The organism is Flagellimonas sp. (assembly GCF_965233845.1).
Taxonomy (GTDB): Bacteria; Bacteroidota; Bacteroidia; order Flavobacteriales; family Flavobacteriaceae; genus Flagellimonas.
This window is the reverse complement of record NZ_OZ247584.1, coordinates 706,117-732,046: the sequence shown is the minus strand read 5'-3', so window position 1 is coordinate 732,046 and position 25,930 is coordinate 706,117. Positions and strand designations below refer to the sequence as shown.

29 protein-coding genes are annotated in these 25,930 nt (G+C 43.0%); 1 reads left to right on the top strand and 28 read right to left on the bottom strand.

The genetic code is table 11. The features are described from left to right. Window positions 1–70 precede the first annotated feature (70 nt). From ACO6S0_RS03285 to recR, 27 genes are all read right to left on the bottom strand, one after another. A complete protein-coding gene (locus ACO6S0_RS03285) occupies window positions 71–1,393 on the bottom strand; it encodes a GntP family permease (RefSeq protein ID WP_422350597.1) in 1,323 nt (440 codons plus the stop codon). Between the two features lie 60 nt (window positions 1,394–1,453). Then, a complete protein-coding gene (gene dgoD, locus ACO6S0_RS03280; protein ID WP_422350596.1) occupies window positions 1,454–2,611 on the bottom strand; it encodes a galactonate dehydratase in 1,158 nt (385 codons plus the stop codon). Next, window positions 2,592–3,242: a bifunctional 4-hydroxy-2-oxoglutarate aldolase/2-dehydro-3-deoxy-phosphogluconate aldolase gene (locus ACO6S0_RS03275; RefSeq protein ID WP_422350595.1), complete on the bottom strand. Its 651-nt coding sequence runs from the start codon at window positions 3,240–3,242 to the stop codon at window positions 2,592–2,594. Before ACO6S0_RS03275 ends, dgoD begins: the two co-directional genes overlap by 20 nt. After that, entirely contained in the window at window positions 3,239–4,249 is a 1,011-nt protein-coding gene (locus ACO6S0_RS03270) for a PfkB family carbohydrate kinase (RefSeq protein WP_422350594.1), read from the bottom strand. The genes ACO6S0_RS03275 and ACO6S0_RS03270 overlap by 4 nt, the downstream gene beginning before the upstream one ends. Further along, window positions 4,246–4,971, bottom strand: a complete 726-nt coding sequence (locus ACO6S0_RS03265) for a FadR/GntR family transcriptional regulator (RefSeq protein WP_422350593.1) — start codon at window positions 4,969–4,971, stop codon at window positions 4,246–4,248. Before ACO6S0_RS03265 ends, ACO6S0_RS03270 begins: the two co-directional genes overlap by 4 nt. 195 nt (window positions 4,972–5,166) lie before the next feature. Then, window positions 5,167–6,789, bottom strand: coding sequence for a Gfo/Idh/MocA family protein (locus ACO6S0_RS03260; RefSeq protein ID WP_422350592.1), 1,623 nt, complete (start codon window positions 6,787–6,789; stop codon window positions 5,167–5,169). Continuing rightward, on the bottom strand, window positions 6,789–7,274 hold the full coding sequence (locus ACO6S0_RS03255; protein WP_422350591.1) for a DoxX family membrane protein: 486 nt from the start codon (window positions 7,272–7,274) through the stop codon (window positions 6,789–6,791). The genes ACO6S0_RS03260 and ACO6S0_RS03255 overlap by 1 nt, the downstream gene beginning before the upstream one ends. Before the next feature lie 92 nt (window positions 7,275–7,366). Further along, window positions 7,367–8,674 carry a 30S ribosomal protein S12 methylthiotransferase RimO gene (rimO, locus tag ACO6S0_RS03250; RefSeq protein ID WP_422350590.1) on the bottom strand — a complete coding sequence of 436 codons (1,308 nt, stop codon included), beginning with the start codon at window positions 8,672–8,674 and terminating at the stop codon, window positions 7,367–7,369. Window positions 8,675–8,713: 39 nt separating this feature from the next. Further along, window positions 8,714–9,238 carry a cupin domain-containing protein gene (locus ACO6S0_RS03245; RefSeq protein WP_422350589.1) on the bottom strand — a complete coding sequence of 175 codons (525 nt, stop codon included), beginning with the start codon at window positions 9,236–9,238 and terminating at the stop codon, window positions 8,714–8,716. After that, window positions 9,231–9,854, bottom strand: coding sequence for an FMN-dependent NADH-azoreductase (locus ACO6S0_RS03240; RefSeq protein ID WP_422350588.1), 624 nt, complete (start codon window positions 9,852–9,854; stop codon window positions 9,231–9,233). The genes ACO6S0_RS03245 and ACO6S0_RS03240 overlap by 8 nt, the downstream gene beginning before the upstream one ends. Window positions 9,855–9,922: 68 nt before the next feature. Next, window positions 9,923–10,306, bottom strand: a complete 384-nt coding sequence (locus ACO6S0_RS03235; protein WP_422350587.1) for a RidA family protein — start codon at window positions 10,304–10,306, stop codon at window positions 9,923–9,925. 15 nt (window positions 10,307–10,321) lie between these two features. Continuing rightward, on the bottom strand, window positions 10,322–11,167 hold the full coding sequence (locus ACO6S0_RS03230; RefSeq protein WP_422350586.1) for a sigma-70 family RNA polymerase sigma factor: 846 nt from the start codon (window positions 11,165–11,167) through the stop codon (window positions 10,322–10,324). Window positions 11,168–11,265: 98 nt separating this feature from the next. Then, the gene (locus ACO6S0_RS03225) at window positions 11,266–13,005 is read right to left on the bottom strand and encodes an amidase family protein (protein WP_422350585.1); all 1,740 of its coding nucleotides are present in this window, start codon (window positions 13,003–13,005) and stop codon (window positions 11,266–11,268) included. Next, window positions 13,002–13,877, bottom strand: a complete 876-nt coding sequence (locus tag ACO6S0_RS03220) for a DUF2911 domain-containing protein (protein WP_422350584.1) — start codon at window positions 13,875–13,877, stop codon at window positions 13,002–13,004. Before ACO6S0_RS03220 ends, ACO6S0_RS03225 begins: the two co-directional genes overlap by 4 nt. A gap of 7 nt (window positions 13,878–13,884) precedes the next feature. Continuing rightward, window positions 13,885–15,288 (bottom strand): sialate O-acetylesterase, encoded by a 1,404-nt coding sequence (locus ACO6S0_RS03215; RefSeq protein WP_422350583.1) that lies wholly within the window; start codon window positions 15,286–15,288, stop codon window positions 13,885–13,887. A gap of 44 nt (window positions 15,289–15,332) precedes the next feature. Next, window positions 15,333–16,103: a hypothetical protein gene (locus ACO6S0_RS03210; protein WP_422350582.1), complete on the bottom strand. Its 771-nt coding sequence runs from the start codon at window positions 16,101–16,103 to the stop codon at window positions 15,333–15,335. 8 nt (window positions 16,104–16,111) lie between these two features. After that, entirely contained in the window at window positions 16,112–17,071 is a 960-nt protein-coding gene (ftsY, locus tag ACO6S0_RS03205) for a signal recognition particle-docking protein FtsY (RefSeq protein ID WP_422350581.1), read from the bottom strand. An 89-nt stretch (window positions 17,072–17,160) separates the two neighbouring features. Beyond that, a complete protein-coding gene (locus ACO6S0_RS03200; protein ID WP_073181591.1) occupies window positions 17,161–17,313 on the bottom strand; it encodes a DUF4295 domain-containing protein in 153 nt (50 codons plus the stop codon). 44 nt (window positions 17,314–17,357) lie between these two features. Next, window positions 17,358–17,540, bottom strand: coding sequence for a 50S ribosomal protein L33 (gene rpmG, locus ACO6S0_RS03195; protein WP_053972430.1), 183 nt, complete (start codon window positions 17,538–17,540; stop codon window positions 17,358–17,360). 26 nt (window positions 17,541–17,566) lie between these two features. After that, entirely contained in the window at window positions 17,567–17,794 is a 228-nt protein-coding gene (rpmB, locus tag ACO6S0_RS03190; RefSeq protein WP_138839237.1) for a 50S ribosomal protein L28, read from the bottom strand. 72 nt (window positions 17,795–17,866) lie between these two features. Continuing rightward, window positions 17,867–19,114, bottom strand: coding sequence for a competence/damage-inducible protein A (locus ACO6S0_RS03185; RefSeq protein WP_422350580.1), 1,248 nt, complete (start codon window positions 19,112–19,114; stop codon window positions 17,867–17,869). Next, window positions 19,115–19,453, bottom strand: coding sequence for an Hpt domain-containing protein (locus tag ACO6S0_RS03180; protein WP_422350579.1), 339 nt, complete (start codon window positions 19,451–19,453; stop codon window positions 19,115–19,117). It lies immediately after the preceding gene. After that, on the bottom strand, window positions 19,453–20,064 hold the full coding sequence (locus ACO6S0_RS03175) for a fumarylacetoacetate hydrolase family protein (protein ID WP_422350578.1): 612 nt from the start codon (window positions 20,062–20,064) through the stop codon (window positions 19,453–19,455). The genes ACO6S0_RS03180 and ACO6S0_RS03175 overlap by 1 nt, the downstream gene beginning before the upstream one ends. 18 nt (window positions 20,065–20,082) lie before the next feature. Continuing rightward, complete coding sequence (locus ACO6S0_RS03170; protein WP_422350577.1) at window positions 20,083–20,859, bottom strand: exonuclease domain-containing protein; 777 nt, start codon at window positions 20,857–20,859, stop codon at window positions 20,083–20,085. Between the two features lie 6 nt (window positions 20,860–20,865). Beyond that, window positions 20,866–21,594 carry an alpha/beta hydrolase-fold protein gene (locus tag ACO6S0_RS03165; RefSeq protein ID WP_422350576.1) on the bottom strand — a complete coding sequence of 243 codons (729 nt, stop codon included), beginning with the start codon at window positions 21,592–21,594 and terminating at the stop codon, window positions 20,866–20,868. 119 nt (window positions 21,595–21,713) lie between these two features. Further along, the gene (locus ACO6S0_RS03160; RefSeq protein ID WP_422350575.1) at window positions 21,714–23,051 is read right to left on the bottom strand and encodes a dihydrolipoamide acetyltransferase family protein; all 1,338 of its coding nucleotides are present in this window, start codon (window positions 23,049–23,051) and stop codon (window positions 21,714–21,716) included. A gap of 93 nt (window positions 23,052–23,144) precedes the next feature. Further along, window positions 23,145–23,765, bottom strand: coding sequence for a recombination mediator RecR (recR, locus tag ACO6S0_RS03155; protein WP_422350574.1), 621 nt, complete (start codon window positions 23,763–23,765; stop codon window positions 23,145–23,147). Between the two features lie 76 nt (window positions 23,766–23,841). On the opposite strand from recR, the gene ACO6S0_RS03150 reads away from it, so the two are divergent. Beyond that, window positions 23,842–25,323 carry a sodium:solute symporter gene (locus ACO6S0_RS03150; RefSeq protein WP_422350573.1) on the top strand — a complete coding sequence of 494 codons (1,482 nt, stop codon included), beginning with the start codon at window positions 23,842–23,844 and terminating at the stop codon, window positions 25,321–25,323. On the opposite strand, the gene ACO6S0_RS03145 is transcribed toward ACO6S0_RS03150, so the two are convergent. Then, window positions 25,307–25,666, bottom strand: a complete 360-nt coding sequence (locus ACO6S0_RS03145) for a CoA-binding protein (protein ID WP_422350572.1) — start codon at window positions 25,664–25,666, stop codon at window positions 25,307–25,309. The genes ACO6S0_RS03150 and ACO6S0_RS03145 overlap by 17 nt on opposite strands. Window positions 25,667–25,930: the final 264 nt, after the last annotated feature.

The window sequence follows — 25,930 nt, the reverse complement described above, 5'->3', positions numbered from 1 at the left end:
ATTTTCATATCTAATTCATATTGGATTATCTAAAAAGTTTTGCTCCATCATGTTGTCACAGCGGGATGTATCAGATTACAATCAAGGAAATCAGAAAAACAATAATCATGGCAGTAACCCCTAAAACCAAAGTTCCTGCTGTCTGAATCTGGTTACCTTGGCGCACGTTCATCCCAGTGAGTTCCGTAAATACCCAAAAGAAACTGTCATTGGCATGGGAAACCACTGCAGATCCGGCCCCGATGGCCAGAACGGTCATGGTTTTCATAAAGGGTGCATCCAACCCCAAAGCAGGTAAAATGGGTGCTACAATGGACGCTGTGGTTATGAGGGCCACTGTGGAGGAGCCTTGGGTAGTCTTTAGACAAGCCGCCAAAAGAAATGGGAAAAACAGGCCTATTTGAACATCGGACAGGCTTTCTGTTATTACTTCTGCCATTCCAGAATTCTGGAGCATTTTCCCAAATATTCCACCAGCACCGGTAATCAAAAGAATAGGGGCGGCAATTTTTACCGAATCCCCTAACCAACCAGAAGCGGCATAGATTTTTTTATCCAATTTTTCAGGCAGCAGCAAGGTGAGGATAATTCCTATCAACAGGGCAATCATGGGAGTGCCCAAAAAAGAAACGATGGGATAGAACGAGCTTTCCTGCAATCCCAGTTCGGGATAATCAAAAATTGATTTTAAAACGATAAGCAAAATCGGCACAACTATCGAGAGCATCGATTTCCATAATTTGGGGAGGTATGATGGATTTTCAATGCGTTCCAAACGATACGGGATTGTAATTTTTGATGCCACCTTTTTCGCAAAAAGATAGCATGTACTTAATGACAACAAGCTCACCAAAATTCCCCAAGAAACCACACTGCCTAATTGGGCATCCAAAATACCTGCCGCCGCAATGGGGCCTGGAGTTGGGGGAACCATTACATGGGTTGCCGTTAAACCCAAAGCCAAAGCCGCAGTGGTTCCGGCATAGGAGACCTTTGCTTTGTGGGACAATGCCTTGTTCAAAGAATTCATCATCAGAAAAGCACTGTCGGCAAATACAGGAATGGACAACACGTAGCCCGTTAGCATCATGGCCAGATGAATAGATCTTTCCCCAATCCATTTTAAAATGGAGTTGGCAATGACAAGTGCTCCACCCGATTTTTCCAAAATGGTGCCAATAACCACCCCAAAAAATATGATCAATCCAATTTTGCCCATGATACCGCCAAAGCCATCGTTAATGGAAGCGATGATCATAGAAACATCCATTCCCGCCAAAAAGCCATATCCAATGGCAGCCAGCAAGAGCACAAAAAAAGGATGGATACCAAGTCTTACAATTCCCAAAATGATAAAAGCCAAAGCAAGCAACAATGCAACGATATACAGCATAGTCAATGTTTAAGATGAAGTTGTTTTTGATTTTTCATATTGCATCATGTTGAGGGAATATTACCATTCGGTAAAACTTCCATCTTGGTTTCTCCAAATAGGATTGCTCCATTGATGTCCAATTTTTTGGGCCTCCTTTAATTTTTCCTCATCAATACGCACTCCCAGGCCAGGTTCTTTGAGCAATGGGATATACCCATCTTCCAAGGCGAAAACCTCTGGGTTTTCCATATAGTCCAAAAGGTCATATCCTTGGTTATAGTGAATGCCCAAGCTACTTTCTTGAATAACAGCGTTTATACATGCAAAATCTATCTGCAATGCCGAAGCTAAAGAGACAGGGCCCAAGGGGCAATGGGGTGCCAGGGCCACATCATAAGCTTCTGCCATGGCCGCAATCCTACGAACCTCCGAAATTCCCCCTGCGTGGCTAAGATCGGGTTGGATAATATCAACCACCCCACGATGAAGCACTTCTTTAAAATCCCATCTGGAATACATGCGTTCCCCTGTGGCAATAGGAATAGAGCTATAGGCGTATATATAATCCAGCGCATCGTTGTTTTCGGTCAACACAGGTTCTTCTATAAACATGGGGTTGTAGGGTGCCAACTCATCAATCAGTGGCTTTACCATGCCTTTGTGTACCCTTCCGTGGAAATCAAGGCCAATATCGAGTGTATCCCCAAACTCCTGCCGCAACAACTGGATGTTTTTGGCCACATCTTTTATTTTTTTATTGGAATCAATCCACTCGAAAGCTCCCGTAGCATTCATTTTTACCGCCTTATATCCTTCCTTCACTTTGGATTGGGCTTGCTCAATGACTACTTCCGGGCTATCACCACCAATCCAACAATACATTTTCATCTTCTGTCGGACAGCACCTCCCAACAATTCATGGACAGGAACACCCAATGATTTTCCCTTGATATCCCATAATGCCTGATCAATTCCAGCCAAGGCACTCATCAAAATGGGCCCGCCCCTGTAAAATCCACCTCTATACAAGGTCTGCCAAATGTCTTCAATCGCATGGGCGGAACGCCCTATTAGGTATTGTGAAAGTTCATTTACGCATGCTGCCACGGTGTCCGCCCTACCTTCAACAACGGGTTCTCCCCACCCAAAAATGCCCTCCTTAGTGGTTATTTTCAAAAACAACCAACGCGGTGGAACCTTGAAGAGCTCTACTTTTTCAATCTGTAATGCGTCCATATTTCTTTGTAACTGCAACGAATTGTTGCGCCTTACCGACAATTTCGCTCAAATCTTCTTGCATATTTATCTCCTTTTTAACCAAAGTACTTGCAACGCCAACACCATCAATTCCTGCCTTGAACCAATGTTCCAAATTATCCATTCCTATTCCACCTACGGCAAAGAACTTGGTGTCTGAAAAGGGCCCTTTCAGTGATTTGAAGTACGAAACACCCAGCTGATCTGAAGGAAACAGCTTTATGATATCCGCTCCATAAGCTACCGCATTGGCAATTTCCGTTGGAGTCAAAGCCCCCATGACAACAGGAATATTGGCCTTGGTCGCTTCATCCATTACTTCTTTATTGGTATTCGGGGTCACCAAAAATTGGGCTCCTGTCTTTATGGCTTTTAATGCGAGTTCCGTGTTTGTAATCGTCCCAGCACCAATCAAAATATTGGGATACTTCTTACTAGCGTCGGCAATTTCCTTTTCAAAACCAGGAGTGTTCGAGGTAATTTCCAATACCTTGATTCCTCCTTGAACCAAAGCATCAATGACCTTGGATGTATCCCGCCCATTTTTAAGTCTAACAATGGAAATGAGCTTTTCTTCCAGTAACTGTTGTACAATCTCTTCTTTTTTCATCGTATCACATGCCCAGATAAGTTGCCATTCATAATTGAGCGTATTTCTTCTTCGGTGCTTGTGTGCAAATCTCCCTTTAAGGTGTGTTTCAATGCAAAAGCAGCCGTCGCAAACTCTATGCTCGTATCGGTATTCCAACCCTTGTCAATGGCATGTAAATAAGCTGCCGCAAAGGCATCACCGGTACCAAAACGATCTTCAATCTGCACACTGTAAGGTTTGGATGTTGTTATTTCAGCATTTGACCAGAGCATTCCCATCAGCTTGTTTTGGGAAGCCGAGTCGTGCTCCCGGATAGTAAATACCAAATGGTTGACATTAAATAAGCCATTGGCAACCTTCATAGCTTCTTTTGTACGTTCTACCACATTATTTCCTGAAAACTCCAGATCGTATACATCTGCCAATGCCCCCAGATTGGCAAAAACGGTATCTGAACTTGCCATTATGGAATTAAATACTTCCCTAGCTGCTTTGCCATTTTGCCATAATGATCTTCTAAAGTTTAAATCGAAACTGACTTTGATTCCCATTTCTTTGGCAGTTTTTGCAGCCCATATGGTTTCCTTTGCACACTGAGGCGACAAGGCAGGTGTAATTCCTGAAAGATGGAGCCACTTCTTGTCCTTTAATATGGATTTCCAATCAAATTCTCCGGATTTTACTTGGCTAATGGCGGAATGCTCTCTGTCATAGATTACTTTGGATGGTCTAATGGAGGAGCCCAATTCAATAAAATAGGTTCCCATTCGCTTACCTCCTACAAGTACATTTTCTGTGGAAACCCCAAATTGTTTGAGACTCATTAAGGCAGCATTACCTATGGGATTGTCGGGAACCTTAGTTACAAAATCAACTTGATTTCCCAAACAGGCGAGGGAAACCGCAACATTGGATTCTGCCCCAGCATAACCCACAGAAAATTCGGGAGCCATGGATAATTTACCACCCTTTATTGCAGGCGTAAGTCGTAACATGATCTCACCAAAAGTGACAAATCCTTTCATGGTTGCAGTGCTTTTATATAGTTTTCACGCGTGACTTTTAAATGCTCCTTCATAAAACTTTCCGCTCTTAACGGATCTTTCCCAATAATGGCATCAGTGATCTGTTGATGGTAATACAGTAATTTGTTTTTTTCCTCCTCTAAATTCCCTGCAATCGTCTTACCAAAAACACCGAGCTTAAATTTTGGCATCAAATTGAAAATAGGATCTATCAACAGATGAAGTACTGGATTATCAATGCAATCAAGGATGATTCTATGGAATTGATTGTCCAATTCAGCTTCTTCCCTTTTATCCTCCAATGGACATTTCCGCATTTTTTCCATATTCTCCTGAAGCTGATCCAAATGTTTTTCCTTTCGAATCACCGCTGATTTTGAAGCAATCATGGGTTCTATCATGGCACGGGAATCTATGGTATGCAATAGTACATCCTGATTGGAGGAGAGGCCAAAGAATAAGTTCAAGGTCTCGGAAGCATTCTGGATACTCATTTCTGAAACATAAACCCCACTTCCCTTTCTTACATCAACAATCCCTTTGGCATTGAGTCCCTTTATTGCCTCCCTGACCACTGTTCTGCTCACATTAAAAATGGAACACAGCTCGTTTTCAGTAGGTATTTTTTGCAAAGGCTGGTATTGGCCTATTCTAATGGCCTTGGTCAATTCAGCCTCCACATGCCCGCTCAGTGATTCGCGTTTTTCAATGGGTTCAAACATTAAATTTAAAATTTGTCATACATCATACAAATTTATAAAAATAAATATATTGTCCTAGCGCATAGCAAGTTTAGTCCCCTATGAAATCCATTTGGACAGTGCGCCTGCAATGAAGCTTCCACTTACAGGAGTACACCTTTTCGGCATCAACCTACAAATCTAAGGCTACATCAAAATTGTAGTAAAGTTGAAAGTTTAGCTTTCAAGTATTTCGTTAACCGGAGTTTCCCATTGTCCATTGGCCAACAGTACTTCGTCAAAATTGATTCCTGGAATGGGTTTTAACTCTTCCTTATCCACATCCCATTCAATTTTTCGCCCCAATTTCCAGGACAAACCTGCCATGTGCGCCGCTATGGCTTCCTCAAAACCTTCCTTGATACCACAGCTTACTTTTCCTCCATTCTTGATCACACTCAACCATTCACGCATGTGCAGGAAGGTGGAATCCACTCGAACCCCATTGATATAGGTCCACATCAATCCTTTATCCGCAAAATATTGGGAAGTGGCCGATGAGATTGCATCTGGAACATTGGCAGCTGGGTTATACTGATAAATGGGCACATTGGGCTGCATTTTTCCCAATTCCAGCATATCCCCGTATCGGGTAGAGGCTCCATCTGGCCAAACCGTGAGCCTATTTCCCAATTCCATGGTGGCATCATGCCCCATCAACACAGTAGGTCTGTTAAATGAATTTCCCAAAGAAGCACTGTAACAAAAAGTCATGCCATTTTCCTTGCCTTTATTTTGACTACTTCCGGTGGAATAATTTGGAAATTCCATATTCACTTGCAAAACGTCAGGTACGTCACGGCCATCGTTGTGGGTATAAATTCCCCCAGACGCGCTTACTGATTCTGGAATACCCATATTCAACACGCAATTTAAGCGGTCATAGTCATGTGTAAGCAAATCCCCGGATAGTCCTGATCCATAGGCCCACCATTTTCGCCATCTGAAAAAGTGGTTTTTATTGAAAGGCACTTTGGGCGCCGATCCCAAGAATTGTTCCCAGTCTATGGTCTGGGGATTGGCCTGTTCATGAATGTCATAGTTCCAAGCACCGTTGTCATCATTACGATTGGTGTTGGTCTGGATTAAGGAAACATGGCCCAGGGTTCCTTTTTCCACAATGTCCCTTGCCGTTATAAAGCTCAAGGTCTGTCTATGTTGGTGTCCCACGGCAAACGTTGCTTTGGATGCCCTAGCTGCCTCCCGAAGCCTATAAGTTTCCTCTACGGTATGCGTCATGGGTTTTTCCACATACACACTAACGTTGTTGTTGAGGGCTTCAATAGACATTGGAGCGTGCCAATGATCGGGGGTGGCAATCACCACCGCATCCACGTCTCCGCTATGTATCATGGCCGTATAGGTGTCATACCTCTTGATTTTGTTGTCGTCCGTGTTGAATGATCCCAGTGCCTTTTCCGCCCGTACGTCGAAAACATCGCAAACCCCAACCAATTTTATGTTGAGCTTATCCTGTTTTTCAAAATCCGACAAAGCCGAATGGTTTGGATCTTCCTCTGCCGCCAATCTCATCTCCTCTTTCCATTCTTGGGTAGCAAAGCCTAATGATCGGCAAAGTTGCTCTCCCCGGATTCCAAAACCAATAATACCAACTCTAATGGGGTCTCCATCTATTCCTGGAACCGTAGGAGGCAAAGAGGGCATAATATTCAACTGTTCCAATATTTGGTTGCGTTCCCTCATTTTTCTGCCCACACCCGCGGCGCCAGCCCACCAAACAGCTCCTAAAATGGGTAATCCTCCCAATCCTTTTAATAAATCTCTTCTAGTCCAGTCCATTATTGTTGCGTTTTGGTTAATCTTCCTTTTCTAAAGTATGTAAGACCAAAAAATTGGCCTGTCGGGAAATTGTAGAGTAGTATAACCGCTACCAATTCAATTAGGTTTTTGTTTACAATCCAATAATTTCCTTCCACATTGATTTGGTGAACCCCTGGTAAGGATGGATGGGCCAGATAGTACAAGCTGAGCAGCCCAATACCCACCAAGGCTCCCTTTCGTTCAAAAATTCCGAGTAACAATGTAATCCCGACAGTAAGTAGGGCAACCATGTTCAGTACATCTACCCATTGAAGCATAGGTTCTTGGGCAAGTATGGTAAAAACAGGTTTTAATGGCCCTTGGGCGGATGCCAAATACCCAAACGAAGTCCATTCTGGATTGTATAGTTTCGTTATCCCTTCATACAGAAAATGCCATCCTATTAGAATTCTGAGCAGGGTAATACTCATCGTGACCTTGCGGTCTGCAGCAGTATTGACCATAGTCCTTGATTTTGATTTAGTACAAACAAATCAAAGCTACAAGGAAAAATTAAATGACAAAATGATAATTATCAAGAGATTGAAAAAGTGAATCAAGGTTTCTCTGGAACCCCATACAAATCAAAGTCCGAAGCTTCCGTGATCTCTATATCCACAAAGTCTCCGATTTTGACGTAATGCTGGGTCGCATCAATCAAGACTTCGTTGTCCACATCTGGAGAATCAAATTCCGTCCGGCCCACAAAATGGTTCCCTTCCTTGCGATCAATGATACATCGAAATGTTTTGCCCACTTTTTCTTGGTTGAGTTCCCAGGAGATTTGGGATTGGAGCTCCATGATCTCATTGGCCCGTTCCTGCTTTATGTCCTCTGGAACATCATCGGTCAAGGTATAGGCGTGTGTGTTTTCCTCGTGGCTATAGGTGAAGCAACCCAATCGTTCAAATCGCATTTCCCTGACCCATTCTTTAAGGGTATTGAAGTCTTCTTCTGTTTCGCCAGGATAGCCCACAATCAAGGTAGTCCTAATCGCCATTCCCGGAACCGCGGCTCTAAAATCCTCCAATAATTTGGTTGTTTTTGCCTTGGTGGTTCCCCTTCGCATGCTCTTCAAGATGGCATCGGAGATATGCTGCAAGGGAATGTCAATATAATTGCAAACCTTTGGTTCTCTCTTCATTACTTCCAGCACATCCATAGGAAAACCTGTGGGAAAGGCATAGTGCAGACGAATCCACTCTATACCTTCCACTTGTACCAGTGCTTCAAGTAGTTCAGCGAGATTTCGTTTTTTGTACAAATCCAAGCCATAGTAGGTAAGGTCTTGGGCAATCAGAATCAACTCTTTTACACCTTTGGCGGCCAATTTTTCGGACTCACTCACCAACTCTTCAATGGGTTTGCTCCTGTGCTTTCCACGCATTAAGGGAATGGCACAAAAGGAACAGGGTCTATCACAGCCTTCGGCAATTTTTAAGTACGCATAGTTCTTGGGAGTAGTGGTCAATCGCTCGCCAATGAGTTCATGTTTATAGTCCGCCCCAAGGGCTTTCAACAGATTGGGAAGGTCACTGGTCCCGAAATATTCATCCACATTCGGAATCTCCTTTTCCAAATCGGGTTTGTACCGCTCACTTAAGCAACCGGTCACAAAAACTTTGTCCACATCCCCCGCTTCCTTTTTCTGGACGTACTCCAAAATTGTATTGACACTCTCCTCCTTTGCATTGGCAATAAATCCACAAGTATTGATTACCACCACATTGCCTTCTTCTTCATGGACCACTTCCTTATTGTTGGCCTTCAACTGTCCCATGAGCACCTCTGAATCGTAGACGTTTTTGCTACATCCAAGGGTTACTACATTGATTTTGTTCTTTTTGAGTGATTTTGTTCGCATAATTGCCTTAAAATGGGGTGCAAAAATACGAATACCATATCAATCTCTTTTAGGAATCATATTGGAAGTGTCCACAGGAAAGCTATCATATTTATTGTACAGCTTCAAATACTTTTTGGGGTCTATGGGTTCTTCTGACAATGTTTCGTGAAGTCCCCAGAAAAATCCCTCCCGCTTTTGTGATGGATTGAAGAGCAACGTAAGTTCCACTTTTTCTTCTGTGTCGTTTTGAAATCCATGAGGTGTAAACCTTGGGACATAGACAATGGATCCCTTTCCTGCTGTAAAGACCTCTTCCCCTAATTGAATGGTCAGTTCACCTTTGTCCACAATAAAGGTCTCGTCCATGAACCTATGGTAGTGCAATTTGGCACCTATGGCCATGGGGTTCAGCGTAATCTTGTAAACTCCCAATTGATCATTGGACATTTCACTGGTGACTTTAAAGGTAAACTCAATATCCTTGAGCAATAGCCGTTCCCCCTCGTTGGGCAATATTACAGTAGCTCTGTTTTCAAGAACATCGTTAAAATAATCGGTTTTAGTTTTAGCTATATTATTCATTTGTTGTCATATTAAGGGTTGAATCAATTGCAAGTTGAAGGCTCTTTTTGTTCTTATCCACCAAATTTTGGTGAGCCGTTCCTTCTAAGGAGAAGGTTTCAATATCTGTTATTCCCATAAACCCAAATATGGTCTTGAGGTAGGGTTCCTGGAAATCCAATTTTTCCATCGCGGTATTTTTATAGACCTCTCCCTTGGAAGTGATCAAAAACACCTTTTTGTTTTGGAGTAATCCGTGATACCCCTGTTCATTCGTACCAAAGGTATGCCCCGCCCGTACCACCTGATCCATATAGGCTTTGAGGTTGGAAGGCACGTTGAGGTTGTAAAGGGGGCTACTCACCACCACCTCATCAGCCTTTTTAAGTTCACTAATTAGCCGATCAGAAAGCGCTACTGCATTTTTCTGATGCACATCTGCCTTGTCCGGAGAAACATGGAAGCCTTCAATGGTATTGTTTTGGATATGGGGCAATGGTTCCCGTGTTAAATCCCTATGGATAACACGGCCATCCGGATTGGATTGTTTCCATCTTGCCTCAAAATAATCTGCCAATTCCCTGGAATGGGAACCTAGCTTTCTGGCGCTACAGTCAATTCGTAACAATGTCTTCATAGTATTTTGCTTTATATGAATAGGACAAAATCCGAACGGAAAACGTGACACAGTTCCCATAGTTTTTCTCATTTTTTCTTTAATGCGGTTACTTGGATTTCAATTTTCATTCGGGGATCCGATAGCCCTGCAGAAATCATAGTGGCTGCTGGACGAACAGTGCCAAAAAATTCACGTAATACGGGCCAGCACTGTTCAAATTCCTCCGCTTTGGGAAGGATGTACAGTACACGTACCACATCTTGCAAACCAGATTCGGCTTTTACCAGGGCCTCTTCAATATTTTTAAGGCATTGCCTGGTTTGTTCTGTCAAATCTTCTGAAATGGTCATGTTGGTGTAATCAAAACCTGTGGTACCGGAAACAAAGACCCAACGGCCATCCACTATGGCGCGGGAATAGGCAATCTGTTGCTCAAAGGTTGAACCTGAGCTAATTCGTTCTCTTGTCATGTTATTTATTTGGATTTATGAATTAACGGCCAATCTGAGTGCCTTTAATTTATTTGGTGCCAGTTGCGCATGGATTTGGACGATTTTTCCATCCTCAATTTGAAAAATCTGGCAATTGACCAACACCCCAGCCTGGTAATAGAGCAAGGCAGGTTGATGGTTAACCTCCGAGACAACTATCTTGTTTTTTTGTTGATATGTCTTAAACACAAAAAGAAGGAGCTTAACGGCGGCTTTAAGACCACGGGTCAGTTCCCGAACCACCTGGATTTCGTCGCCACCATCGGCTGAAACCATAATATCCTCGGACAGCATTTGCTCCAAGTTTTTGATATCCCCACTTCGAATGCTATCCACATACCGTTCCAAATACGCCTTGGGAACCTTGGCATGGTCCATGGAAACTCCTCTTTTTAGGGAGCGCAACCTACTCCTACCCCTACTCAACAGCTTTCTCGAATTTTCAAGGGTCATTTCCAGCACCAAACCAATTTCCTTATGGGAATACCCAAATGCCTCTTTTAGAATAAAAACGGCCCTTTCCTTGGGCGTAAGTTTTTCCAAAAGTACCATCATGGAATAGGATATAATGGCCGAGCTATCTATCTGTTCATCGGTGGCATCCGTAGCAATGGGTTCGGGAAGCCATAAGGCGTCGGACAAGCCCAATTGCCGTTTCTTTTTAAGGTTGATGGACTCGTTGATTACGGATCGTACAAGATATCCCATTTCATTTTGGACAGCTTGGTTTTTTACGTCCTGGTATTTGATCAAGATTTCCTGTATGGCGTCCTTGGCATCATCCGCCGAGCCTAAAATGTTATAGGCATAGGGAAATAACTTATTTTGATAATCTTCCATGACTTAATGACAAACCATAACCAAAAAACGTGACATCATTTTGAAAAAGAATTGCTCCCCAGCAGAAAACTTGCATGAAAACTAGGGCAACCCTGGAATCAATCCATATATGCTTTTGGAATTTTACGTGCTTGGATGAGGGATTCAAATGCTGCACCAAGGGCATACAATTTTCCCTCTTGAAATTGTTTTCCAATAAAGGTCAAATTTATGGGTTCTCCAGAAACTTTATATCCCATGGGAACAGTGAGGGCGGGATATTCAGCGGCGGCCGCTGCACCAGCGTCATGGTTGTTTATAGATAGAATGGCATCCAAACCATAATCGTTCATAGGCGTATTAAAATAGCTGCGGCCAGCCCTCCTTGTTCGTTGTTTGATGGCTTTAAGTCCTTCCGCGGATGTGGTGTCCGCCAAAATCCCATCCAAACGAGCTTGGCCATAAGGAATTCTGGTCAGGCTGTCTTTTTGATTAAACTCCACAACGTCTTGTACACTTCGTACGGCAACTCCATTGGTATCCTTTACATGCGCACCAATATATGATGGCAGGTCATTTTTCATATCGATATTGAGAATGGAAAGGAATCCATCAAAATGGACTTCAGGGGGTTCAATTTCAATAATGGTAGCCCCGGCCACTTTTAATCGTTCCATGGTCACCCTGTAAATGGAATCGCTTTCCATGTAATTTTTTAGCGCACCGAATCTTTTACCTTTCAAACTCACTTCTTCAGCATACCAATTTTTATCCCAATCGGCTTTGACCGACTTTTCATCCTCTATGTCAAACCCCCGCATGGCATCCAAAAGTATGCCGTTGTCCATCACACTTTTGGTCATGGGGCCTGGGGTATCCAAGGTGCTCGAAATAGGTACAATACCAGTACGGCTCAGCAAACCTACGGTAGGTTTCATGCCCACAACCGAGTTTTGGCCCGAAGGCGACAAAATGGAACCTGAGGTTTCGGTTCCAACCGCAGCCACGGCGTAATTGGCCGCTACCGAAGTTCCACTTCCAGCACTGGACCCACCGGTATCAAAAACACGACGGCCGTAGGGGTTTAAGGTTTGCCCGCCCACGGCACTTTGTCCGTTGGGGCACTCACAAATAAAATTGGCCCATTCACTGAGGTTTACCTTGCCCAAAACAAGTGCGCCCTTTTCTTTTAATCGTTGCACGATAAATGCGTCATCTGTTTGGTTATCCCGTAGTGCTATGGCCCCAGCAGTGGTATTAATTCCAGAGGTACCGATATTGTCCTTCAGTAAAATTGGCATTCCATATATGGGATGATGTCCTTCCGCATTGGCATCCAATTTCTTGGCTTCATCCAAAATGTTGGGGTTAAGCGCAATCACCGTGTTCAAAGTGGTGGTTTTATCCAACTCATACCGATAGATTCTGCTGAGATAGAACAGTACCAATTCCGTATAGTTGAATTTGCCCTCCTGAACCGCGTTTTGAATGGTTGGAATATTCTGTTCCAACACCAACGGTTTCATCATTTCATATTTTTCCTTTGGAAACTTGGACACCTCGGCATGAAGCGGAGCAAAAACCTCATTCTTGTCCAAAATTTTGGATTGAATGAATTTGAATCGCATTCGATCATTTTCATGGTTGGCGTTCTCCTGAATTTCTGCGGTCTCGTCATATGGCGTCCAAAGGGGTTCCTTGGTTGTCTCCGTTATTTCTGTTTCCGTATCCACAGCTGCGGAAGCACTTTCATCTTCAGTATCAACCTCTTTCTTCTCAATGAATTGACAGGATTGCAACGCAAAACACAAGGTCACCATTCCCAAGGCAACCCTACGGGAATTCTTTGCTATTTTCATTTTTGTTCCAGTAATTTTTCCCATTTGGCAATGTTCTTTTGATTCATCCGAACAAACTCATCTTTCTCCAGATTTCCAGCAATTTTTAGCGATTTCCGAGCAGAAGCTATGGCTAACCTATAATCTCCCAACTGGGCTTCCACTAGGGATTTCACCCTATGAAAGTAATACGTGTCACCTCCTAATTCCAGGGCCTTGTTCAAATAGACCAAAGCTCTTTTGGGGTCTTTGTTCTGCTCTTGGAGGTAGCGTGCCGCTTCATAATAGGTTAGGGCTGTGGGCGATTCATCCAACTTTTTTGCGATTTCCCTTTCCATTTGGGCGTGGGTATCCACCTTGAATGGGATGACCACCTGAGTGCTTGCCCACACCAATTTCATTTGCACGGAATTATGGGTTATGGCATCAAAAGTGATTAGAAAGTTCTCTTGATGGCCATCAATTTTCTCGGGTTGTACCGAGATACGAAATAGGTCTTCCTCTGGTTTATAGTCCTTCCGGCCATCCCCCCAATGCGTTAGATTATTGTGGAATGCAATTTCCCATGTATTTGATTCCGGAAAGGCATATAGCGCATAAGTCCCTTTGGGAAGCACTTTTCCCAGAACCTCCATATCTGTATCCACAGTAATTTTAGTGGATTCATTGGCCCCAACACGCCAAATCCGGCCATAAGGCACCAAGTCGCCAAAAATATTTCTCCCCCTAACAGCAGGTCTGGAATAATGGACTGTTATCTTAGAAAGTCCCACGGCTTGTTCTACCACTGCTGCTGGACTGGCTTTAGGATGTGTGAGCTGTGCTGTGAGCTGCGTTATTGACAACACAAGCAGCAATCCAAAAATTCGCAAGGTCAATTTAAGTCGCCCCATCCTGATATCAATCTAAGTCAATTTCCCAATCATCTGTTCTAAAAGCCGAAGCAGGTAAACCCTCCTGATTGAACAAATTGGGCAATGCCTTGTCATAAAAAGCAAACCTGACCGCCACGGGTGCCTTGACTTTAGGGGAATACACTTCTACCCCATGGCCTTTGATTCTTGCTTTGGCTTCATAAAACACTTGGTCCTGGCCCGCTATATAAAATTCCTTCAAAGTTTTCCCCTGCATTTTCAGTCCGCTGTCAGCATGGTCAAACTCCAGCATTATTTTATTCCGTTTGATTTCCATGTTTTTATACACGGGTCCACTATAGGTCAAATCTGCTACCCCATACGTTTTGGCCAAGGCCCATAGTGCCAGTCGCCTGCCCACTTCCTGTTTGTTGGTGGGGTGTATATCTTTCAGATTACCGATATCATTGGTAACCGCCATGCCTGTATTTGGTACGGACTGCATGGTGTACAACTGGGCATCGCGCACTACTGCGGCTTTGATGTCATTTTTCTCTTTGTCATAATCATAGGGGGCAATTTGGGCAAAGTAAAATGGAAAGTCCTTATTCCAAAGCTCTCTCCAAGATTTAATCAGTAAAGGGAACGATTTGTAATAGGATTTGGAATTGGCCCTATTGGATTCGCCCTGATACCAAATAGCTCCCGCAATGTCGAATTTTAAGAGAGGATAAACCATTCCATTGTAAGCGGTACCCGGTAGATGGGGCCACCATTCAAATTCTGAAATCTGCTGTGCAGCCAACTTTAATTCCTTGTCTTTCTCTATTTGTTCTTCCGGTATCCAAACCTCAACAGGGGTACCTCCCCAATTGGAACTGATCAAACCCACAGGTACGGATAAATCCTTATGCAATTTCCTTCCAAAAAAATAGGCCACGGAACTAAAGTTCTGCATGGACTCAGGGGTACAAGCCGACCATTGGCCAGGTGTATCATCCTGCGGAGAACCCGATTTTCGCTGTGGTACCTGAAAAAATCTAATATTGGGATAATTGGCGGCAGCTATTTCTTCCTTTACATTATCCAACCCCATATTGGGCGTCCATTGCATATTGGATTGGCCTGAAGCTATCCAAACCTCCCCAATCATCACATTGGATAAAATGAGTTCTTCGTGCCCCTTGATGGTAACGGTATAAGGACCACCGGCCACGGGTGTGGGCAATTGAGCCGACCAAACACCCTGATGGGCCTTTGCTGTGACTTCAACATTGTCCCATGATCCAGAAACTGTAATCGTTTCGCTGGTTGCCGTAGTCCAACCCCAAATCGTTGCTGTTGATTGTTGTTGGAGTACCATATTATCCGAAATGATGGTGGGTGTCCATATTTTGGCAAAGGCAAAGCTTGTACAGAACAGAAATATGAAAAAAAGTAATCTTCCCATAACGAGGTTTAATTGGTTGTTATTTTGAATTGAAGGTGTTATCCCTATTTAGGGATTCCCAAAAGGTACAAAATAACTCCGGGACCGGATTTGACCCGTTGGATTTCCCAATGGTACGAATCTCCCTGTTCCAAAGAAGCCACCAAAGCTTCCATTTCCTTAACGGAGTAGGTACGAAGGGAGGATACAATGCCATCCCACAATACAAATAAGGGAACAATGGGAATAAGGTAGGTAAACAGCAAACGACCCCATTTGAAAGGTCTGATAAAGGGTGTGGTCAACAAAACACTGATTGGCGAGAACAACATAGCCAAAATACTGGGAACACTTCGTTCTTGGGCTTCAAAAACACCAATGCCCGACTTGGCATTCACTGCATTTTGGAGAATTTTTCGGGCATCGTTGGGTTTAAAATGATGCAGGGAAAGGAACTGTGTTCTAAAACCTTTTAAATTTTCAGGCACATTTCTGGCATCCACAGGGGTGTCTATGAATTCAAAATTTCCCGCCTGCTTTTGGGTAAATTTAAAGGCATTGAGATTGGGGTAAAAATCGGTTAAAACTATTTTTAATCCAGGATTGGATTTCAGTAATTCCGAGTTCAACCAAAGTAGGCCACCGCCACCGCCAGAACCCAAATCCACAATGGTATCAACTCCACAGGTTTTAAGCCCTTTTTCCAACACGGGAACAACAGGCTTGTACATTTTGGTCCTGTTGGAAAGAAATTGTAGAAAATCTGTACCGTAATTGCGAAGAAAAGCGGGAAACCACTTTTGATCCTCAAATTCGAACAGATGAATTCTACCCATAAATTTGACTATTCTATTTTAAAAAAGGAATCTACAAACTCATATTTATTGAACACTTGTAGGTCCTCAATACCTTCTCCCACCCCAATGTATTTGACCGGTATTTGAAATTGATCGGAAATTCCAATGACCACTCCACCTTTGGCCGTACCATCCAATTTGGTGACCGCCAAACTGGAAACTTCTGTTGCCTTGGTAAACTGTTTGGCCTGTTCAAAGGCATTTTGTCCTGTTGAACCATCCAAAACCAAGAGTACGTCATTGGGTGCATCCGGCACTACCTTTTGCATTACTCGTTTCACCTTGGAAAGCTCGTTCATGAGATTGACCTTATTGTGAAGGCGCCCTGCGGTATCTATCAGCACAACATCAGCCTCTTCTGCAACCGCGGAGTTTAGGGTATCAAAAGCTACTGAAGCCGGGTCACTTCCCATTTTTTGTTTGATTATGGGTACATCCACCCGATCCGCCCAAACTTGTAACTGGTCAATGGCTGCAGCCCTAAAAGTATCCCCAGCACCCAAAACAACTTTTAGCCCTTGATTCTTGAATTGGTGTGCCAACTTCCCTATTGTAGTGGTCTTCCCGACTCCATTTACGCCAACCACCATGATCACATAGGGTTTTTTGTCTTTTGGAATTACGAAATCCGTATCCTCTCCCACATGGGTTTCAGACAATAAACCAGCTATTTCTTCCCGTAGGATCGTGTTGAGCTCATCGGTTCCCAAATACTTGTCCCTGGATACCCGCTCTTCAATCCGCTCAATAATTTTCAGGGTGGTGTCCACTCCAACATCGGATGTAACAAGGACTTCCTCCAAATTATCCAGCACCTCATCATCCACTTTGGATTTCCCTGCGACGGCCTTCCCCAACTTTCCAAAAAAACTGGTTTTTGACTTTTCCAGGCCTTTGTCCAAAGTCTCTTTTTTATCTGAGGAAAAAATGTTTTTAAATAGGCTCATAAGCAATCTTCATCAAGCTTCAAAGATAGGAAAGTAAAGGCATAAAAAAAGCCGCTTAATAAGCGGCTTTCAATTTCTTTGACTACTGATTATTTCTTGTTCAACCAGTCGTTTACCAATTCTGGTGCCATAACTGACTCCACAAAAGTATAGGCTCCTGTTTTTGGAGACTTGACCATTTTAATGGCCTTGGTCAATCTTTTGGATGATGACTGAAGCGTTGCTACTGTTTTCTTTGCCATGGCTTACTTGTTATTGCTTTGAATTTTACTTCGTAAAATCCGAATTACTTAATTTCTTTATGAATGGTCATACGCTTAAGAATGGGATTAAATTTTTTGATCTCCATTCTATCGGGCGTGTTCTTTTTGTTCTTGGTAGTGATATATCTAGAAGTACCGGGCATACCAGACTCCTTGTGTTCTGTACACTCCAAAATAACCTGAATTCTATTTCCTTTCTTTGCCATTGTCTTGAGCTTAAAATCTTGTCAACCTATTTTTTGGAATTGATTTCCTTTAAAACAGCAGAGATTCCTTTTTTATTGATGATTTTTAAACCTTTGGATGATACGTTAAGGGTTACCCAACGGTCTTCTTCAGGGATGTAGAATTTCTTTTTGGAAATATTCGAGTCAAACCTTCTCTTGGTTTTGTTGATAGAGAAGGAAACATTGTTTCCAAACATCACCTTTTTTCCTGTAACTTCACAAACTTTAGACATCTCCCTAACTTTTGAGTGATTTTATTGAGGCTGCAAATTTATGCCATTTATACGGACGGACAAAATTCTTTTTCAGAAATTTAAAATTTCTTTCCAAAGCATTTCAAACGCTCTGTTTACCGAGCGGTTCACTATGCGTTCCCTGTTCTTGCCGATGGTAAATTTCTGGGCAAATGTATCATTTGGAGTAGCGATGGCAATAAAAACGGTCCCCACTTCGGCATCGGAATCCCCTTTGGTTGGTCCAGCGTTACCTGTTGTGGCTATGGCAAAATCCGTATCCAACAAATTTTGAACATTTTTTGCCATGGCTATGGCCACAGGCTCGCTCACCACCGAATGCGTTTCAACCATGTCTTGAGGAACGCCCAATACCTTGATCTTGGTATCCGTGGCGTAACTCACCACACTCCCTTTAAAATAGGCTGAAGCCCCAGGAACAGCTGTAATTTTTTCAGCTATTTTTCCCCCGGTAAAACTCTCTGCGGTGGCCAAGGTCAGCTTTTTTTTGGTCATGACCTTTCCTATCTGTTGTTCTATGGAATCCCCATCGTCCTCCCCATAAATGATATCCCCAATCAACCGATAAAGACCTTGCACCTCCTTCTCTACTGCCTCCACAATGGTTTCCTTCTCCTTGCCTTTGGCAGTCAGTCGGAGTCGTACTTTCCCAAGATTGGGCAAATAGGCCAGTTTTATAAAGTTGGGAAGGTTGTCCTCCCAGTCTTCAATTTTATCGGCCAAGGCACTTTCCCCCATTCCATAGGTAACAATTGTCTTGTGATATATATGGGGTCGCTCAAATTCTTCCGTGATTTTGGGAATAACCCGATTACGGATCAGGTGTTTCATCTCAAAAGGTACTCCTGGTAAGGAAACAAAGACCGTTTCCCCACGATTCATCCATAATCCTGGTGCCGTTCCATTGGGATTTTGAAGGACCACTGCCTTGGAAGGCACCAAAGCCTGTTTTCTGTTCAAATCGGAAATGGGTGTGGAAAAGTACTTTCTGAAGAGTTCCTCAACATTTTTAAGTACAGCATCATCCTGCACCAGTTCATCATCCAAAAACTCACATAGGGTATGCTTGGTGATGTCATCCTTGGTAGGTCCAAGTCCTCCGGTCATGATCACAATGGAAGATCGCGTCCCGGCAGTTTCCAGAACATCCAAAATTTGCTCCCGATCATCTTGTACCGAGGTTATTTGGTGAACGGAAACACCAATCTTGTTGAGTTCCTTTGCTATAAATGTAGAGTTGGAGTCCACCACCTGTCCAATGAGAATCTCATCCCCAATGGTTATGATTTCTGCCTGCATTTAAAGATCAAAATCTTTTTGAAGTTCGGACACTACTTGAAGTACATCTTTCTTTAGAAGGGGAAATTTTTGCTCAATTTCGTCCATAGTGGCCGTGTTCTTGCCCAAGGTTTCAATTTCCAGGGCCGTGGCACGGGTCTGTTCCATTCCCAAAAGATCCACGTTGGGTTTGATTTTGTGGGCGAGCTTGTAAACATTTTCATAGTCCCGTTCTCCTATGGCTTTTTCCAAGCCTTCCAAATCAACGGGAACTTCTTCCAAAAACACAGAAATAACAGATATTACGAAATCTTGGTCGCCTTCCGCCATTTCATTAATCTTGTCGAGGTTGTAAATCATTATTTCACATTAATTTCAAACAGCTGTTCTCCTTCCAGCATCCCTACAAGGTAATCATTTGGGCTTACTTTACCAACCCCGGCAGGGGTGCCAGTGAACAAAATATCGCCCTTTTTGAGCATAAAATAAGTGGAAACATGGGCAATAAGTTCATCTATTTTCCACAGCATCAAGGAAGTATTGCCATTTTGGACTTCCTCTTTATTTTTTATTAGTTGAAATGATAAGTTGTCAACATTTTCGTACGAATTTTTCAGCTTCCACCTACCGACAATGGCCGACCCGTCAAATCCCTTTGCTTTTTCCCAGGGCAATCCTTTTGCTTTCAACTTGGATTGAAGGTCTCTTGCGGTAAAATCGATTCCCAATCCAATTTCATCATAATAGGTATGCGCAAATTGTGGGGCTATATGCTTGCCCACTTTCTTGATTTTTACCAAGACCTCCACCTCGTAATGAATATCCTCTGAAAACTCTGGAATGTAAAAATCCTGCTCCTTTGGTAAGATGGCGGAATCGGGTTTGATAAATACTACAGGTTCTTCCGGACGTTCGTTGTTTAACTCATCAATATGCGCAGCATAGTTCCTTCCAATGCATATCAGCTTCATTCCCTTTTGTGATTTTGATTATGACAATTTGTTGTTCAGTTTGCTCAACTTTATTTGGGTAAGTACTTTTTTGGTGTACAATGGGAAGTCTGCATTCAAAATCCAGCCAAAGTATCCCGGTTCGGATTCCATCACCTCATCCACGGTTTTGCCCTTATGCTTCCCAAAGGCAAAGATGGGCCGCTCCTGATCATCAATACCGATGAATCCTGCAAAATCCAAAGATTGCTTGCGCGTGGTGAATTCCGAGAGTTTTTTCACATTGTTCTCCAACTCAGGGTACCTGTCCAGTTGGGCCAAGAGTACTTCGTAAGTGGCCAAAGTGTCGGCTTGGGCACTGTGCGCATCTTCCAAATCCTTGTCGCAGTAAAATTTGTAGGCCGCTTCCAAGGTTCTTTTTTCCATTTTATGAAAGATGGTCTGTACATCCACGGAAACCATGTTCTTCATATCAAAATCCACATCGGCCCTAAGCATTTCCTCGGCAAGTAATGGGATATCGAACCGATCCGAATTAAACCCGGCCAAATCACTGTCCTTAATCATTTTATAGATTTCCTTGGACAGCTGTTTAAAGGTAGGCTCATTGGCCACCTTTTCGTTGGAAATACCATGCACGGCCACCACTTCAGGCGGAATGGGCATCTCCGGATTCACCAGCCAGGTCTTACTTTCCTTGTTACCATTGGGAAAAACCTTTAGAATGGAAATTTCCACAATTCTGTCCTTGGCCACATTGATTCCCGTAGTCTCCAAATCGAAAAAACAAATAGGCTTGGTAAGTTGTAACTCCATAAAATTCTACTTCGATTTAGAAAACAACCAAGTTAACAATTCAGGTTCTTCAAAAGTGTTGTCCCAGCTATTGTGGCCTACGCCTGGATAAACTGTATATTTTACGTTAATCCCTAACTGCCCCATGGCCTTCACCATATCTCCTGAACATTTTTCAGGCACTACCTCATCCGCAGCCCCATGGAATACCCACCAATGCGGTTTGCCCAATTTTTTGCTTATGTTGGGATTGGCTCCACCGCAAATAGGAAATGCAGCGGCAAACATTTTTGGATTTCTTCGCACCAGTTCAAAGGTTCCCATGCCGCCCATGGAAAGTCCGCCCACATACAACCTGTTTTTATCCAGCTTGTAGTTCTTCTTCAAGTATTTTATAAGGCCTTCCAGTAGCAACATATCCTTTGTGGGTTCGGCATTTTCATAAAAGATGAATTCCCGGTTCCCGAAATCTCCTTTAACATCAATTTTGGCCCACGAACTGTTGGCAGCACATTGCGGGAATACCACAATGGCTTTCTGTTGCTCCCTTACCTCATCTTGCAAAAATAGCCCTGATCCATGGATCAGTTGCGCCTCGTTATTGTTGCCCCGCTCCCCGGAACCGTGAAGGAAAAGTATCAAGGGATATTTTTCCTTTGGATTGTAGTCTTTGGGCAAAAGCAGTCTATAGGGCAGACTATCGCCATTTTTTACAAAATGTTTTTTCTGATAAACGGAAAGGTCCTGAGCACTCATAGGTAAGCAGAACAAAATAAGAAACCCTAAAGCAAGGGGCATAAGCTGTTTCATGGATTGATGAATTAATTCAACCCCTAAAATAAGCATAGTGAAATGAAAAAGACCTCTTTTACGGGCTAGATTTCCCGATTAATGTCCCAAGCTTCCAAATAATCCGCCACAGTCTTTACAAACATGCCACCAAGAGCACCGTTAACCACCCTGTGATCATAACTATGGGAGAGGAACATCTTACTGCGGATACCAATATACTCCCCTTGATCGGTTTCAATTACAGATGGCATCTTTCGGATAGCACCCAAGGCAAGAATCCCTACTTGGGGTTGATTGATAATAGGCGTACCAAAAATACTTCCGAAGGAACCTACGTTGGTCACCGTATAGGTGCCATCTTGAACCTCATCTGGTTTTAACTGATTGTTTCTAGCCCTATTGGCCAAATCGTTCACGGTTTTGGCCATCCCCACCAAATTAAGTTGGTCGGCATTTTTAATAACAGGAACAATAAGGTTGCCATCAGGTAAGGCCGCAGCCATACCTAAATTGATGTTCTTCTTTTTAATGACCTTATCCCCATCCAAGGAAATGTTCATCAAAGGATATTTTTTAAGCGCCATGGCAACAGCCTCCATGAAAATGGGCGTAAAGGTAAGTTTCTCCCCCTCCCTTTTATGAAAAGCATCCTTCATTTTGTTTCTCCAGTTGACCACATTGGTCACATCCACTTCCACAAAGCTTTGCACATGGGCCGATGTGGTTATGCTCTCTACCATATGGTGGGCGATCAACTTGCCCATACGGCTTAAAGGAATGACCTCATCCCCACTAGATACCGGTATCGGTGTAGCCTTGGACTCCTCCTTTTTGGGTTTAGCTGGAGAAGGTACGGCTTCTTTGGTTTCTGGTGCAGCAGTAACTGGGCTACCATTGGTAGAACGATGCTCCAAAAATGCCTTGATATCGTTTTTTGTGACCCTACCTTCCTTACCTGTTCCAATTATAGTTTCCAGTTCTTCCATGGAAACGCCCTCTTCCTTGGCTATGTTACGTACCAAGGGTGAGTAAAATCTTTCGGAAGACCCAAAATCAGGTGTTGGCGTTGCAATGGATTCCTGTACTTGGGATATCTGGCTTTCAAGTTCCGCTGCCGGAACCTCAATGGCTTCCTCGGGCTCTGTAGTATCCTGTCCGTTTGATGCTGCCTCGACAACTTGATCCGTTTGAATAACAGCTACCACCTCTCCAACTTTGATTACATCATCCACGTTGAAACGCTTTTCCAAAAGCACGCCCTCTACTTCACTGGGCACCTCTGAATCCACTTTATCCGTGGCAATTTCAAAGATGGCTTCATCCATTTCAATAGTGTCGCCCACTTCCTTCAACCATGTAGTCAATGTTGCCTCGGCAACACTTTCTCCCATCTGCGGTAACCTCAATTCAAATTTTGACATATTCTTATTTAACGAACGGATATTGACCTTTATTTTGCAAAAATAATAAAGAAATCCGCTTATTCTTAATTTTTATGCATTAATCCATCGCTATCAACTTGCCTTGATTGCGTTTTCAAACGGAATTCGATTCAAGATGCTCCTGCCCAAAGTGACTTCATCTGCATATTCCAGCTCATCCCCTACTGAAATTCCACGGGCAATGGTAGAGGTAGTCACCTTTAACCCCTCCAGCTGCTTATAGATATAGAAATTGGTGGTATCTCCTTCCATGGTGGAGCTCAAGGCAAAAATCAGTTCCTGTACTTCCCCTTGTTTTACCCTGTTTATCAAGGGAACAATATTTAAATCCTGTGGCCCAATACCTTCCATAGGAGATATTTTGCCCCCCAGTACATGGTACAATCCTTTGTATTGCGAGGTACTCTCAATGGCCATAACATCCCTGATGTCCTCCACGACGCATACCAAAGAGCGGTCTCGTTTGGGACTGGCACAGATCTCACAAATCTCTGTATCTGAGATATTGTTGCAGGTTTTGCAAAAATTCACCTCGTTTCTGAGCTTGGATAAAGCTTCTGCCAAGTGATTTGTCTGCTGCTCGGGCTGCTTCAACAAATGTAGCACCAATCTAAGGGCCGTGCGCTTGCCTATGCCCGGTAATTGGGACATTTCATAAACGGCATTCTCCAAAAGCTTCGATGAAAAATCCATAGTTCTGCTTATCCCACAAAATTACGATTTTACGGTTACCAATTTACTTTTGTACTTTGCAATTCAAATTCCTCTTATGTCCGCATTTCAGATTCTCTTGCTCGTTGGTGCCTATTTCATGGTGCTAATGCTCATTTCGTATTTTACAGGTAAAAACGACAGTAACGCAGATTTTTTTAAAGCTGGGAAACAATCGCCTTGGTACCTAGTGGCCTTTGGCATGGTGGGAGCCTCACTTTCCGGGGTTACTTTCATATCCGTTCCCGGATGGATTGAAGCTTCCCAATTTGGATACATGCAGGTAGTTTTAGGGTATCTGTTTGGGTATTTTGTGGTAGCCTATGTGCTTCTGCCCCTCTATTATAAAATGAACCTGACTTCCATTTACGAGTATCTCTTGGAACGATTTGGAGTTGTAAGCCACAAGACCGGGGCCTTCTTTTTCTTTATTTCCCGGGTTTTGGGGGCAGCGTTTAGGCTGTATTTGGTTGCTATCGTACTTCAACAGTTCGTCTTTGACGATTTGGGTGTTCGGTTTGAGTTTACTGTGGTCATATCCATTCTTTTGATTTGGATCTATACCAACAGAGGAGGCATAAAGACGATTGTTTGGACGGATACCCTCCAAACCCTATTCATGATTTTGGCCGTTGTGCTTTCCATAATCTTGATCAACAGGGAACTGGACTGGAGCTTTGGCGAGTTTTTGGTTTCGGAAGAACTAAAAGCCTACGATAAATTCCTGTTCACGGAGAGTTTTCTAGATAGAAACCACTTTGTAAAATCCTTTATTGGCGGTATGTTCGTGACCATTTGTATGACTGGACTTGATCAGGACATGATGCAAAAAAACCTCACCTGTAAATCCCTAAAAGATGCACAGAAGAACATGGTTTCCTTTAGTTTGGTATTGGTAGGAGTGACATTCCTGTTTATGCTGCTGGGAGCCCTCCTATTCATCTACGCCGGTAAAAATGGGATTTCCATTCCGTTAATGGACGGCCAACCTAAATCCGACCTATTGTTTCCTGAGGTGGCCTTGAACAGTGGTTTGGGCATAACCCTCTCCGTTACCTTTATGTTGGGGCTTGTGGCTGCTGCCTACAGCAGTGCAGACAGTGCACTCACTTCCTTGACCACTTCTTTTTGTGTGGACTTTTTGGAAGTGGAGAAAAAAGAGGAATCCCGACAAAAGCAGATACGAAAACGCACCCATATTATCATGAGTGTGATGCTTATTTTGGTGATCATCGCATTCAAGTATATCCTAAACAGCAATGTGATAGATAGTTTGCTTACCGTTGCTGGATACACCTACGGTCCACTATTGGGTCTTTTTGCCTTTGGAATCCTTACCAAACAAAAGATTCACGATAAGTGGGTGTGGTTGGTAAGTGCACTTTCTGTTGCCATTATTTGGACGGTGGCCAACATACCTTCGGAATACTTGGGTGGCTATGTTTTGGGATATGAATTGCTTCCGTTAAACGGACTTTTGACCTTTTTTGGACTTTGGCTTATCCGAAAAAAGGGAGAAAAAGTTAGTACTGTCCAGTAGCCAATAGGACCAAGGTGCAGGAATTTTCCACCATTATTCCGGCAGCTTCCAAAATTCTAACAAATTCAGGGTTTTCTGTACCTGGGTTAAAAATCACTCGTTTGGGCTTTAAATCCAGTATGTCTTGGTAGTATTCCTTCTGACGCAATGGATTGAGGTACAAAGTAATGGTGTCAACATTAGGAAAATCATCCAGCTTGGTTTTAATTTGTACATTGGAAACGTTCCCTTCCCTTGCCCCAAACGCCATTGTATCAATGTTGTTCTCAACTAATCTGCGGATTGCAAGGTTACTGTATCTACTGGGATTTAAGGACGCACCAAAAACAAGTGTCATAAGCATTTGTTAATTTATATGTTAAACTGATATAAAGATTGTAACTATTGAAAAAAAAGCCCGTCTATTGTACGTACAAAATTAAGCATTGGTAAGTCTGTATTTTTTTATAGTTAATGGTTAGTGTTTAGTATAGCTTATCAATGTATTTGGCCCTGGTGTTTCGGTTTAAACTGAAAGTCAGGGCCTATTTTTTTACAAACTTCGATTTTTGTCCGTATAAAACCTCCTGCCTTACAAGCCCTTATCTTTTTTGTGGTTGTTAAAATA